Here is a 14,092-nt window from a genome sequence, read left to right as displayed (position 1 = left end):
TATCCCGATATCAAGCTGGAAACAGAATTACGAATTGTTGAGATGGAATGTAGCATCACCTCTAATCAACTCTCCGATTAAAAAGTGACTGATAAGATAAAGTCTCTTTGTATAGAAGTAAAATATAGATACATCCATTCGCGGCTTTCATTGTAAAGCGTCTGAATATTTTCTGAAAGTATGTTTATACCTCTGGCTAGGGTATTTTTCCACAGAAAAACTGTTCAATAAACTATTATTGTGATAGGCAGATACAAAAAAGCGCCAATCAATTAAGAATGGCGCTTTTGATATCAGCTTATTTCAACAAGTTAGCGTTGAATTAAAATTCTTCTGGAACTTCTTCTTCATCAGAATCACTGATGAAATCAGTTGCTGCACTGTTAAATTCACCTGTGTGGTTTAATAATAAATCACGCAGCTTTTTATCAATTTCTTGTGCAACTTCAGGGTGTTCTTTCAGGTAAGTTGTCGAGTTCGCTTTACCTTGACCAATTTTGTCGCCGTTATAGCTGTACCAAGCACCCGCTTTTTCAATCAGCTTATGTTTAACACCTAAGTCAATCAGCTCACCGAAGGTATTGATACCTTCACCATAAAGGATTTGGAATTCAGCTTGTTTAAATGGCGCTGCAACTTTGTTTTTCACAACTTTAACGCGAGTTTCGCTACCAACAATTTCTTCACCGTTTTTCACTGCACCAATACGGCGGATATCTAAACGGACAGAAGCATAGAATTTCAGTGCGTTACCACCAGTCGTAGTTTCTGGGTTACCAAACATCACACCAATCTTCATACGGATCTGGTTGATGAAAATCAGCAAGGTATTTGAGTTTTTCAGGTTACCCGCTAATTTACGCATTGCTTGACTCATCATACGCGCCGCAAGGCCCATATGAGAATCACCAATTTCGCCTTCAATTTCAGCTTTTGGTGTTAATGCTGCAACGGAGTCAACGATGATCACGTCTACTGCACCAGAGCGAGTTAATGCATCACAGATTTCTAACGCTTGCTCACCAGTATCTGGTTGGGAACACAGGAGATTATCAATATCAACGCCTAATTTTTTCGCATAGATAGGGTCAAGTGCGTGCTCAGCATCAATAAATGCACACGTTTTACCACTACGTTGTGCTGCGGCAATAACTTGCAAAGTTAATGTCGTTTTACCGGAAGATTCAGGTCCGTAGATTTCAACAATACGCCCTAATGGCAAACCACCCGCACCTAAAGCAATGTCAAGAGATAAAGAGCCTGTTGAAATGGTTTCAACATCCATTGTGCGGTCTTCACCAAGACGCATAATGGAGCCTTTACCGAATTGCTTTTCGATTTGACCTAATGCCGCAGCAAGTGCTTTTTGTTTGTTTTCATCAATAGCCATGTTCACTCCCTAAGGCAATGGTGGTAACCATTGCGAATAAAACGATTGAATTCGATTTGTTGGAACTAAGTATACTGTATAATCATACAGTATCAAGAAAATTTTTCAGATATTAACTGTAAAAGCGTTTCCAGCGAATAACCTGTTGATTGTAAACGAACTTGATACCTATCACCTTCGAATATCTGATGACGAGTCACAACATCCACAGTACCATTGGCCTGCTTTAATGCAAAACCAAACCAAACTGTCCCGACAGGTTTATCTTCACTCCCGCCGCCCGGTCCAGCAATTCCGCTGACTGACATTGCAAAGTCTGCTTGAGCTTCATTTAATGCGCCAAGTGCCATTTCCTGAACCACTTGCTGACTGACTGCACCAAAACGCGTTAATGAGTCATTCGTTACCCCAATCATTTGATGCTTGGCTTCATTACTGTAAGTTACAAACCCACGGTTAAAATAAGCTGAGCTGCCTGCGATATCCGTCAACACTTTGGCAATCCATCCACCAGTACAGGATTCTGCCGCCGTCACTGTTTTATCAAGTTGCAGTAAACGCTGTCCTAACTGAATACTTAATATTTCGAGTTGCTTCTCATCTATCATTTGGCTATTCACCATTATGCTGTTTTTTTACGAGCGCGATCCCAAATCCACAGCCCTGCAATCGCGATAGCAAACACTACACCAAAACCGACACCCACGCTCACGACTGAGAACCCAACCTTTATCGCCAGAGAATATAACCCTAGCATTAATAGCATGGCGCTGTTTTCACCGAGATTTTGTACTGCGATGGCATTACCTGCCCCGACTGTTTCTTTACCTTTCTCTTGGAGCAAAGCATTCAGTGGAACTACAAATAACCCACCAAAAATCCCTAATATCATCAATATAAAATATGAAGGAATAATATTGGTTTGCAGTGACAAGAAAACCACCATAACCCCAATCACGATCCCTGCGGGAATACAGCGGTAAACCGTTTTTAAGGTAATAAATTTCGCCGCTAACCCTGCCCCCACCACAATACCAACTGCAACCATCGCATTCAAAATGGTCGGGGTTGTATTATCTTGCAAGCCAAGAGCCACGGGCACCCATGCCACCAGCAAGAAACGTAATGTCACCCCTGCGCCCCAAAACATGCTGGTACCCACAAGGGAGAATCGGCTTTCTTGGTTTGCCCATAAAATACGACAGGCGGAGAAAAAATCCACCAGCAACAGTTTGAAATTCCATCCTGTTCCTGGTCTTGCAGCCGCTAAATGTGGAATAAAAAAGTTTACAATGACCGCTAGCGCATACAGTAAAGAGCAGGTTCCCAACGCCAATAATAGGTTAATGTCAGAGAGCATGCCGCCCACCACAGAGCCCACTAAAATCGCGGCGATCGTTGAGGCTTCCATTAAACCGTTAGCTTTGACTAAGTTATCGCCGCCAGTCAACTCGCCTAAAATACCGTATTTTGCAGGGGAATATGCCGCAGCACCGACACCGACTAACCCATAGCATAGGAATGGATTAACCCCTAAACAGATCCCCAATGCTCCAACAAATTTAAATATGTTGGAAAACAGCATCACGCGACCTTTTGAGAATCTATCCGCTATTTGCCCCACAAATGGTGCTAGTACAATATAGGTGAAAACAAACACCATTTGTAGAATTGGGTGGCTCCATTCTGGGTAAAATTCCGCTTTTAGCTGCGCTAATATCGCGAATAATAAAGCATTATCTGCAAACGCAGAAAGAAACTGAGATGCCAGAACGGCCTTCATCCCTGTGCTCATCAGTGGCGTGTTTGGTGTGCTCTCCTGCATATTATTCCCCTGTTAACGCCATCTGTTTTAATGTCACGAAATCCGTTTTTCCACTGCCTAATACTGGTAAGGCTTTAACCCAGCGGATATCCCGCGGAACCGCCAATTCGGTTAAACCCTTACTTTTCGCTGCAGCAGATAATGCGCCCCGGTCAAGATCCTTATCTGTGGTAAATAGCACCAACGCTTCGCCTTTACTACTGTCGGGTTTAGTCACAACTCCGTGGTCGCAACTTGGCGAAATCTCAGCCACCATTTGTTCAATGCTTTCAAGAGATACCATTTCGCCAGCGAGTTTAGCAAATCGCTTCACTCGTCCTTTAATAGTGCAGAAGTTTTTATTGTCTAACTCAACAATATCCCCTGTGTCATACCAGCCTGGCTCTATCTCGCCCTGAGCATTCTCGGCTTTTGGCTCTTCTAACACACCCGGCGCTTCAACTCGTAAATAGCCCTTCATAATATTCGGGCCTTTCAGCTGAAGTTTTCCGCCGTGCTCAATGCCCGGCAATGGGATAATACGGGCTTCCATACAGGGTAAAATCTGTCCTACAGAGCCGTCTTTCGCCGCCATAGGGACATTAATAGAGACAATCGGCGCACACTCAGTCACCCCGTAGCCTTCAAGAATGCGAATACCAAATTTTTCGTACCAAATTTTCTTGGTTTTATCCGACAGTTTTTCGGCTCCCGCGACAACATAGCGTACTCTTGCAAAATCATACGGATGGGCAAAACGTGCGTAATTACCTAAGAATGTTGAGGTTCCAAACAGAACGGTACAATTTCGGTCATACACTAACTCAGGAATAATTCGGTAATGTAATGGGCTTGGGTATAGGAAAACACGGCTACCCGAAAACAGTGGAATAAATAACCCAACCGTTAATCCAAATGCATGGAATAGCGGAAGCGATGACATAAAACGGTCACGCGGCGTAAAGTCGGCAATGGTTTTTATCTGTTCAACGTTCGCCATTAAGCTTCGATGACTATGTACTACGCCTTTTGGCGTTCCTTCAGAGCCAGAGGTAAACAATACAATAGCTTCATCATCCACATTTCGAGGAATAATCGCATTACGTGGTGAAAATAAGTGCTTAGCAATCCACCATTTATCTTGGAAAGTGACAGTATCTTTTAAATCTTCGAGGTAAATCCACGTGGCTTCAGGTACTTGCTCAGGAATATGGGTCAGCTTCCCTTTTTCCAAAAATTGTCTTGAGGTGAAAACCACTTTCGCCGTCGACGCTTTCAGCGCATTACTGATCCCATGACTCCCCGCAGTGTAATTCAGCATCGCAGGCACTCGCCCACGCATTAAACAACCGAAAATTGCTGCCGCGGTCACTGTCGCATTGGGTAGCAATAACCCTACACGCTCATTTTCATGGGTATAGCGTTCGATAATTCGTCCAACACCAAGGGATTTTTTTAGTAATCCTTGATAGCTATCCTCTTTAAAGGCGATATCTTCAATACAGCGAGAACGACGTCCATAACGCTCAATACTATCAATAAAGGCTTCGACTAATGTCATTTGCGGGCGGCTTGCCATACGTGCCGCTTTCATGATTTGGTAAAGATGTTCTCCCGCTAGTGCTCGGCGCTCAACCGCACGAGGTGCATCCGGCATAGGAATGGCTTCAGCAGGTAGGATATGTAACTTGATTTTCGGGAACCACTTTAACGGGATAACCCCTTTTAAGCGCCCAAAATAACTTCGCTCAGCACCATCAATACGAATAGGGACAATTTTTGCCCCTGATTTAGCAGCGACGAAAGCAGCGCCTTCATAGATCTTCATTAAAGAGCCATGAACAGAAATGCGGCCTTCTGGGAAAATAACGATGGGGCGACCTTTGTCCACTTCACGAACAAGGTGTCTGAGACCTAATGGATTTTTTGGATCTAATGCAACAACATCGGCATAAGGCTTAAGACGCTTGATCATCTTAGGCGTCGCCACCGTGCTATACACAGCAAATACAGGTCTTACTGGTAAGAATAGCGCAATCAACACACCATCAAGAAAAGAGACATGGTTTGGCGTAATGATACATTTGTCTTGATTGAACTCATTTGGGTTGCCAATGACTTCGACACGAAACAAAAACTTCAGTACTTTTTTTATTATCTTTGCCAACATAATGATTCCCTTTCTTATGATGATAATTTTATCTATTGATTAACAATTAGATACTACAATAATTATCTCGATACCCATGCACCTCATTAAGGGGTTTATTCCTAAAGGTACTGGTATACCTAATATTTATCTCAAATTTGCGATCTGGTTAATGATAGCATCAATGGATTGATTGGCATCAATAACGTGGTGCGCAGTCGATAAATAGATAGGATCACGCTGCTCCATTACCTCTTCAATTTCTTCAAGCAGTGATTTTCCGGTTAAGCTCGGTCGCTGTTCTGCTTGAGGCTCTGCCGCCAGCCGCTGTGCGAGAGTTTCTGGGGTTGAACGTAAATAAATAACCGTTCCATTATCTCGCATAACCTGCTGATTCTCAGAGGCTAAAATAATCCCGCCCCCTGTTGAAACAATCGCTTTTTGTGGTTCGATTGAAGCAAGAATTTGGCTTTCAAGCTGACGAAAATAGTTCCAACCTTGTTGCTTGACAATGTCAGCGATGCTCATTCCTGCATGTTCAAAAATAAGTTTGTCAGTGTCAATAAACTGGTAACCCGTTTTTTCCGCGAGTTTCTTACCAATTGTTGTTTTTCCTGAGCCTCTAGGCCCAATAATGTAGAACATCTATATTCATCCCATCATCATGATTACTATGATAAATTTGCCATACACATGCTTCTAGCGGGTTAGCCTAAATGGCGAATAGCCTAAAAAATAAAGCCACACGCAGTGTGGCTCGAAATTATTATGATTAAATTATGGTCGACTTAAAAAATCACCGTAACCAATCCATTTATAAGTAGTCAGAGCATCTAACCCCATAGGTCCACGGGAATGGAGTTTTTGGGTACTCACAGCCACTTCCGCACCGAGTCCAAACTGTCCACCATCGGTAAAACGGGTGCTGGCATTCACGTATACCGCAGCTGAATCCACACGCTGTACAAAGTAATCCGCTTGGCGAATAGATTCCGTTAAGATGGCGTCAGAATGCGCGGTACCATAATGGCGAATATGCTCGATAGCGGCATCAATCCCTGAAACAATTTCAACGTTCAAGTCCAAAGATAACCATTCATCAACTAAGTTTTCCGCTTGAACAGGCACCACTTTAGCCACACCATCTTTCAAGAATGCCATTGCTTTTTCGCTGGCATGTAATGTCACTTGCTGCTGAGCCATTTTCTCACTTAAACGCGGTAAGAAACTCGCTGCAATATTTTCATGAACCAACAGTGTTTCCAATGAATTACATGCGCTTGGGCGCTGAACTTTAGCATTAGTAATGACACTTAGTGCCTTATCAAAATCCACAGAGTCATCTACAAAAGTATGGCAAACACCAATTCCGCCAGTGATCACCGGGATCGTGGATTGTTCACGACATAGTTTATGTAACCCTGCACCACCGCGAGGGATCAGCATATCCACATAGCGATCCAATTTTAACAATTGGGTCACTAATTCACGATCCGGATTATTGATTGCCTGTACTGCATTGGCTGGCAGCCCGCTATTTTTCAGCGCTTGCTGAATAACCTCTACCACCGCAAGATTGGTATTATGCGTCTCTTTTCCACCACGCAGAATGACCGCATTTCCCGTTTTTAAACATAAAGAAGCGACATCCACAGTGACATTAGGACGAGCTTCATAGATAACTCCAATGACCCCTAACGGAACACGGCGACGTTGTAAATTTAACCCGCTATCTAACTCGCTACCATCAAGGACTTGCCCTACCGGATCAGCCAGTTGGCACACTTTTCTGACGTCATCCGCGATACTTTTTAAGCGCGCTTGGGTCAGCAATAAACGATCTTGTAATGCCTCACTCATACCGCTTTGTTGAGCTTGAGCCATATCCAGCTGATTAGCCGCTAAAATACTGGCACTCTTTTGCTCTAAGAGGTCAGCAATTTGCTCAAGCGCACTATTTTTTTGTTTGGTATTAAATTGAGCCAACTGCCATGACGCTTCGCGCGCCGCTTTACCCATTTGTTCTAACATAATTAACTCACTATCATATCGTCGCGATGAACGGCTACTGAGCCATGTTCATAGCCAAGGATTTTACCAATATCTTGGGAATGGTGACCGGCAATCATTCTGAGCGCATCACTATTATAGTGGCTTACGCCATGTGCCAAATCTTTACCTGCCATATTGCGAATACGGATCACTGCGCCACGGGAGAAATCGCCTTCAATTTTCTTAATGCCTTTTGGCAATAACGAACTACCTTTTTCAGTGATGGCTAATTGTGCGCCGTCATCAATGTAAACATCGCCCGCCGCTGGCGCCCCAAAAATCCAGCGTTTACGGTTTTCCATTGGATTTTTCTGCCCATAAAAACGAGTTCCTACAGGGATATTTTCAATCACTGAATTGATGACATCTGGTTTATTTCCCGCTGCAATGAATACGTCAATCCCAGCACGGCCTGCAACATCTGCCGCCTGTAATTTTGTTGCCATTCCACCAGTGCCTAAGCCCGTTACACTATCCCCTGCCATACGGCGTAAATCATCATTAATACCGTGAACTTCAGGGATTAATTTTGCGTTCGGATTACTGCGAGGATCCGCGTCATACAGGCCTTCAATATCGGTTAATAACAGTAATTTATCTGCATCACCAAGAATGGCAGCAAGTGCGGATAGGTTATCGTTATCCCCTACTTTAATTTCTGCCGTCGCCACTGCATCATTTTCATTAATCACCGGAATAATGCCGTTATCTAACAGCGCTTGCAGTGTGTCTCGCGCATTTAAAAAACGTTCGCGATCTTCAAGATCTGCACGCGTTAATAGCATTTGTCCAATGTGGATCCCATAGATGGAAAAAAGCCTTTCCCATAATTGGATTAAACGACTTTGACCGACCGCCGCCAGCAGCTGTTTAGATGCAATGGTGGCCGGCAGTTCGGGGTAATTGAGATGTTCACGCCCTGCGGCAATTGCGCCAGACGTGACAATAATAATTCGGTGACCTTTTTCATATTGCTGCGCACACTGTCTAACCAACTCAACAATGTGAGCTTGATTTAAACGACGTGAACCCCCTGTTAAGACACTTGTGCCAAGTTTGACCACGAGTGTTTGGCTATTTTTCATCATTTTTCTGCCATTAGGATTAATAAATACAAAGTGGGTATCAGTTTTATCAGGAGATGCGCGTTATGCCAACAGGCATAACGCAAAATTAAACAAAAGTTGGTTTAAAACAATTTTATGCGCTTAATTCCAGCTTTAATTCTGTCATTAAGGGGGATGGGAACAAGCTTAACTCTAGGGCAGATAATTGCTGGGTAAGGCGTTGATGGAAGGCATGCAGGTTCTTTTCGACGGCTTCCGTCGTTGCGGCATCTTTCAAGGTTTTTGCTTGCCAACTTCCCTGATTGTTGTAGATCCCTAACTTGTAAGCAAATTCGAAGCCTTAATCCATAGGGGCTAGTTCTAACCACCATCCCCAAAACTCACGTTTTTCAGGCGCGATATTCGCATTAACACAGACAACCAAGCTATCAAAAAAGTAGCAGTTTTTGATAGATTGTTGCTCACGTAAATAAGGCCCTATCGCAGCAAATTTCTTTAAAAATTTTCCATTTGTGTAATCAGTCGGTAACGCCATATTAAGGATCTCCTTCTTGGGAAGATCCCTTTTTAGCAAATGTTAAAAAATAAGCAAGCTATTCAATACAATTATAATATTTTACTTTCTAACCATTTGGTTGTATCTGACATTGATCGCTCGAAAGCCTCTAATATAGGGCTACTCGGCAACGTCAACAAATGACTATCCATAGACGAACGAGCGATTAAGTCTGAATCAGCTTTCGGACTGTAGGGATCATTTTTAAAACATACTGACATCATCGGGACTTGGTTACGGCGACCTAACAAACCTTGATTACGCAGTGAATAGCAGCTGAGTTCATGGCGTAATGATTGACCATCAACTTGATAAACCCCTAAGCGGCTAGCAAAAACATCCAGCACCATACGGGGGATATCTTTTTGGTATTTTTCTTCATGCAATAGGCTATGAACGATAGGACCAATCACCGCTACTGCTTTGATTTTATCTGGGCACATATACGCTAAACGAACAGCGATATTCGCGCCAAAACGGATCCCTGTGATGGCAAATCGTGTGTGGTCAATCCATGGAATGGTGTCGAGCTGGCGAACTATCTGTTCATGCAACGTGCTGGTTTCTTGCGAAAGGCTGTATTTACTGGAATAACCGATAGATGGCATATCCAGCGTTAACATCGCAATCCCTCGAGGCTCTAAATACTCTCTAAAGTAGCGGCTGTAATCTGTCTGTAGGCTATCAAGCATGCCACAAACCATCACGGTTGGGTAAGGACCTTGAACATTCGATGGTATGTGTAAAAAGCCACAGACTTCTTTACCACCATCGACTTTGAATGGGATTTTTTTCAATTGGTACTGTGAGAATTTTGCCGCGCTATCATAAGCCTTACAGGCTAATACAATCGCTTGATCCGCCAGTTCATCCCCTTTAATAAACGGGTAAGCCGCAATGCTGTATAAGTTAGCGGCACGCAGCCACGCATCACACGCTTCCTGACCTTTTTCAAATTCTAAGGCTTTTTGCTGCCAGCGCATGGCTTGATTAGACCATTCAAAACACCAATTACCACGGCGATTGCCAATGACAGTATCAAGCCATTCATCACGGCTGCGTTTAGCATCTGAGATGGCAATACGGCTTAAAACTTCTTCAATTTCAATCGCATCAATACCACGCCAAATCCACATTAACCGGTTGAGAGTACGATACCAATGATTATGTGAAGAGCCACTTAATACACTGTGGTTCTCTAATTGGGACAAAGTATGAGAGGAATAAGAAACCAACGTTGATGTTTCAACTTGTCTAACGCGAGGTTTAAAAAGTTTTTCGGATAAATTTTGCTGAGTCATGTGGGTTCCCTACTTTTACCTATTAAATCTGTCACATAAACAAAAAGGGAGTGCATTTCGCACTCCCCTCTATCATATCGTGTTTAGCTCAAATCACTTAGGTAATAATGTGTTGTTTTTATCAAACAACCCTATCACGGCTAAACAGATTTAAATTATTTCGTTCGGACTACTTATCTTGTTCGCACAGAGGATCGATAAACACAACGCCCATATCCCAAGGCTGTTCAATCCAAGTGTTTTGTGGGATATCAACCACATAATCATCCACTAATGGGCGACCTGCTGGTTTTGCAAAGATAGTCACGAAGTGTGCTTTTGGATACATGTCGCGGATAGCTTTCGCTGTGCCACCAGTATCCACTAAATCGTCAATCACGATAAAGCCTTCACCATCGCCTTCAGCGCGTTTGATTACATTCAATTCGCGTTGGTTATCATGGTCATAGCTAGAGATACAAACGGTGTCAACATGACGAATACCCAGCTCACGCGCTAACAGTGCGCCAGGGACTAAACCACCACGGCTAACTGCGATGATACCAGTCCATTGTTTTGCTGGTAATAAACGTTGTGCGAGTTTACGGGCATGTATTTGCAACATATCCCACGTTACGACATATTTTTCGCTCATAAAATTCGGGTCCCGAAGGTGAGTAAAACAGAAATGTGTCTTGCGGAAAAAAGGTTGCGCGAGATTATAGTGATTTGACGCAGGAAAAACCAGCGAAACCATCCCACTAAATGAATTATTCTTATTAACGCTCTCCATTATTCGATAGAAAGTGTTATGCTGAATCAATACTTAAAACCGCTTAAAACCTGAGTTATTACACTTAAGTGCAATCTTAAATTAAGCGACCAACGCCGTCAGTCGATTGTTTTGGGTGTAAGCCAATCCCCAGCTTGAAATATGACGGAAAGATTACGATCAAAGTGTCAAGGAGAAGAACGTGTCACAATTATCAACGCTAAAACCACAACCACTGTGGGATATTTTCGCTAAAATCTGCTCCATTCCTCACCCATCAAAACACGAAGAAGCTTTAGCCGCCCACATCATGGAGTGGTCTAAAGGGAAAGGTTTTCACGTTGAGCGCGACCAAGTTGGTAATATCTTAATCCGTAAACCGGCGACAAAAGGCTACGAAAACCGCAAGCCTGTTGTACTGCAAGCTCACTTAGACATGGTGCCGCAAAAAAATAACGACACAGAGCACGATTTCACTAAAGATCCTATCCGCCCTTATATCAATGGTGAGTGGGTCACTGCTGAAGGTACAACATTAGGCGCAGATAACGGCATCGGTATGGCGTCCGCATTAGCAGTATTAGCGGATGACAGCGTTGAACACGGTCCACTGGAAGTGTTACTGACTATGACCGAAGAAACGGGCATGGACGGCGCTTTCGGTTTACAACCAAACTGGTTACAAGCTGATATTCTGATCAATACCGATTCAGAAGAAGAAGGCGAAATTTACATGGGTTGCGCAGGTGGTGTTGATTTCACTGCCACATTTGATTTAACCCGTGAAGCATTACCACAAGGTTATAAAACCTTCACCATGACCTTAAAAGGCCTTAAAGGCGGTCACTCTGGTGGCGATATTCACTTAGGTTTAGGTAATGCAAACAAACTGTTAGCGCGTTTCTTAGCGGGTCACGCTGAAGACTTGAGTTTAAAACTGCTGGAATTCACTGGCGGTACACTGCGTAATGCGATCCCACGCGAAGGCCATGCAACTTTCGCGGTACCAGCTGATAAAGTGGCTGAATTAACCGCGCTGAGAACTCGCTACGAGGGCATTCTGAAAAATGAATTAGCCGCAGTAGAACCTAACCTAGCTTTACTGTTAGATGAAACAACGAGTGACTTAAAAGCCCTGACGAATGATTGCCAACAGCGTTTAGTTTTCTTCCTAAACTCGGCACCAAGCGGCGTTATCCGTATGAGTGATGTGGTAAAAGGAGTTGTTGAAACTTCACTGAACGAAGGCGTTGTGAAGATGACTGAAGACAAAGCGGAAGTAATATTCTTAATCCGTTCACTGATCGATTCAGGTAAAAATTACGTCGTTAATATGCTGACATCACTGACAAAACTGGCGAAAGCTCAACACCGTGCTGAAGGTGGATACCCAGGTTGGCAACCAGATGCAGACTCACCAGTCATGCATATTGTTAGCGACACTTACCAAAAACTGTTTGGTAAAATTCCAAATATCATGGTTATCCATGCCGGTCTCGAGTGTGGTCTGTTTAAAAAGCCTTATCCATTAATGGATATGGTCTCCATTGGACCAACCATCCGTGGAGCACACTCACCAGATGAGCGCGTTCACATTGAGAGCGTGGGTCAATACTGGACACTGTTAACTGCTATCTTAAAAGCTATCCCAGTAAAAAACTAAGTAGGCTTTAAGCTATCAATATCAGGGTCATAAGCGACAGTTTATGACCCTATTGTTCTCATTCTTTAAACATAATAAAAACTATAAAAGTAATGAAAGCTGCCTTTCAATTTGTGGATTCTGCAATGTCACATGCAGACCAACTAACCTAACCCCCCGCCCTGCTCGTCGATTTTCCCAAGCCTGCTGTGCCAACCGAATAAGATCCTGCTTATCTATAATGGGATAAACATGCTCTTGCGTCGTTTGCTGAAAATCCTCAAATTTTAATTTCACTCCTTGGCGAGCAATACGCAGATCTGGCTTCACTTTCTCTAAGCGAAAATGTAGCTCATCGTATAAAGTATCGAGTAAAGGCAAACACTCTTCCCACTGATGAATATCTTTGGCGAGAGTGCGTTCTACCCCAACGGATTTACGTAAGCGTTCGGTATTTACTGCTCGTTCATCAATGCCATGACAGCGTTCCCACAGAGCTTGTCCAAATTTACCCATGCTTTTTACCAACGCCAGCATGTCATAGCGCTGAACATCCGCGCAGGTCAATAACCCCATATCCGCAAGTTTTTGCGCTGTCACTTTTCCAACGCCGGGGATCTTTTTTAATGGCAGCGTGGCAATAAATGCCGGTAATTCCTGTGGAGTGATCACAAATTGCCCATTGGGTTTATTCATATCAGAGGCAATTTTGGCGAGGAATTTAATCGGAGCAATTCCCGCAGAAGCTGTGAGTTGAAGTTCATCAAAAATTTGCTGGCGGATAGCCTCGGCGATAAGCGTGGCAGAGCCGTGAAGCTGCTGGCAATCAGTCACATCCAAATAGGCCTCATCTAAAGATAATGGCTCAATCAGATCGGTATAGCGGGCAAATATTTGGCGAATATGATGGGAAACGTCTTTATAAACCGCCATACGACCGGGTACGACTTTCAGGTGAGGGCATAATTTCAACGCCAATGCCGTCGACATTGCACTGTGAACACCGTAGCGTCTCGCTTCATAATTTGCAGTGCTCAATACGCCACGTCGGTCTGCACTTCCCCCGACAGCCAGTGGAATATTGCGTAATTTTGGGTCATCACGCATCTCTATCGCTGCAAAAAAGCAATCCATATCAATATGAATAATTTTACGCATGATAGCCGCCCCAACCAATAATTACTGAATAAATATACAGTGGTTTTATTAGCTATGCAACCTTATTCATCTGATTGAAATGTATTCCTGAAATACTGTAAATAACCGAAAAAGTAAAAAGTTACTCCTAATTTATAGGCGCATTGCTTACAAAACGGATGAAACATATTACAACAACCACTCGGTCAATCTCATGTTAGTTCATTGAATTTTCTATTATTA

11 protein-coding genes and 1 pseudogene are annotated in these 14,092 nt (G+C 43.3%); 1 reads left to right on the top strand and 11 read right to left on the bottom strand.

Going from position 1 to position 14,092, the window contains the following annotated elements:
• Positions 1–322: 322 nt before the first annotated feature.
• The 10 genes and pseudogenes from recA to gpt form a co-directional block, all read right to left on the bottom strand.
• Positions 323–1,390: a recombinase RecA gene (gene recA / locus GKR61_RS14625; RefSeq protein WP_154639860.1), complete on the bottom strand. Its 1,068-nt coding sequence runs from the start codon at positions 1,388–1,390 to the stop codon at positions 323–325.
• A 92-nt stretch (positions 1,391–1,482) separates the two neighbouring features.
• A complete protein-coding gene (pncC, locus tag GKR61_RS14620) occupies positions 1,483–1,998 on the bottom strand; it encodes a nicotinamide-nucleotide amidase (RefSeq protein ID WP_036954226.1) in 516 nt (171 codons plus the stop codon).
• Between the two features lie 14 nt (positions 1,999–2,012).
• Positions 2,013–3,215 carry a lysophospholipid transporter LplT gene (gene lplT / locus GKR61_RS14615; protein WP_036954211.1) on the bottom strand — a complete coding sequence of 401 codons (1,203 nt, stop codon included), beginning with the start codon at positions 3,213–3,215 and terminating at the stop codon, positions 2,013–2,015.
• Position 3,216: 1 nt separating this feature from the next.
• Positions 3,217–5,364 (bottom strand): bifunctional acyl-ACP--phospholipid O-acyltransferase/long-chain-fatty-acid--ACP ligase, encoded by a 2,148-nt coding sequence (gene aas, locus GKR61_RS14610; RefSeq protein ID WP_154600390.1) that lies wholly within the window; start codon positions 5,362–5,364, stop codon positions 3,217–3,219.
• 126 nt (positions 5,365–5,490) lie between these two features.
• Positions 5,491–5,988, bottom strand: coding sequence for a shikimate kinase AroL (gene aroL / locus GKR61_RS14605; protein WP_108479426.1), 498 nt, complete (start codon positions 5,986–5,988; stop codon positions 5,491–5,493).
• Between the two features lie 132 nt (positions 5,989–6,120).
• Positions 6,121–7,374, bottom strand: coding sequence for a glutamate-5-semialdehyde dehydrogenase (gene proA / locus GKR61_RS14600; RefSeq protein WP_108479427.1), 1,254 nt, complete (start codon positions 7,372–7,374; stop codon positions 6,121–6,123).
• A 2-nt stretch (positions 7,375–7,376) separates the two neighbouring features.
• Positions 7,377–8,480, bottom strand: a complete 1,104-nt coding sequence (gene proB / locus GKR61_RS14595; protein WP_036954225.1) for a glutamate 5-kinase — start codon at positions 8,478–8,480, stop codon at positions 7,377–7,379.
• Positions 8,481–8,595: 115 nt separating this feature from the next.
• A pseudogene (gene crl / locus GKR61_RS14590) lies at positions 8,596–8,997 on the bottom strand (sigma factor-binding protein Crl).
• Between the two features lie 71 nt (positions 8,998–9,068).
• Entirely contained in the window at positions 9,069–10,319 is a 1,251-nt protein-coding gene (gene frsA / locus GKR61_RS14585) for an esterase FrsA (protein WP_036954206.1), read from the bottom strand.
• A 169-nt stretch (positions 10,320–10,488) separates the two neighbouring features.
• Positions 10,489–10,953 (bottom strand): xanthine phosphoribosyltransferase, encoded by a 465-nt coding sequence (gene gpt, locus GKR61_RS14580; RefSeq protein WP_108479429.1) that lies wholly within the window; start codon positions 10,951–10,953, stop codon positions 10,489–10,491.
• 319 nt (positions 10,954–11,272) lie between these two features.
• Here gpt and pepD point away from each other — a divergent pair, with 319 nt between their 5' ends.
• Complete coding sequence (pepD, locus tag GKR61_RS14575) at positions 11,273–12,733, top strand: beta-Ala-His dipeptidase (RefSeq protein ID WP_036954204.1); 1,461 nt, start codon at positions 11,273–11,275, stop codon at positions 12,731–12,733.
• Between the two features lie 81 nt (positions 12,734–12,814).
• On the opposite strand, the gene dinB is transcribed toward pepD, so the two are convergent.
• Positions 12,815–13,870 carry a DNA polymerase IV gene (gene dinB, locus GKR61_RS14570; RefSeq protein WP_036954203.1) on the bottom strand — a complete coding sequence of 352 codons (1,056 nt, stop codon included), beginning with the start codon at positions 13,868–13,870 and terminating at the stop codon, positions 12,815–12,817.
• Positions 13,871–14,092 lie beyond the last annotated feature (222 nt).

Source organism: Providencia sp. wls1916 (genome assembly GCF_009706585.1).
Classification (GTDB): Bacteria; Pseudomonadota; Gammaproteobacteria; order Enterobacterales; family Enterobacteriaceae; genus Providencia; species Providencia lanzhouensis.
Note: the sequence above shows the minus strand (reverse complement) of the source record. Positions and strands in the feature narration are given on the sequence as shown.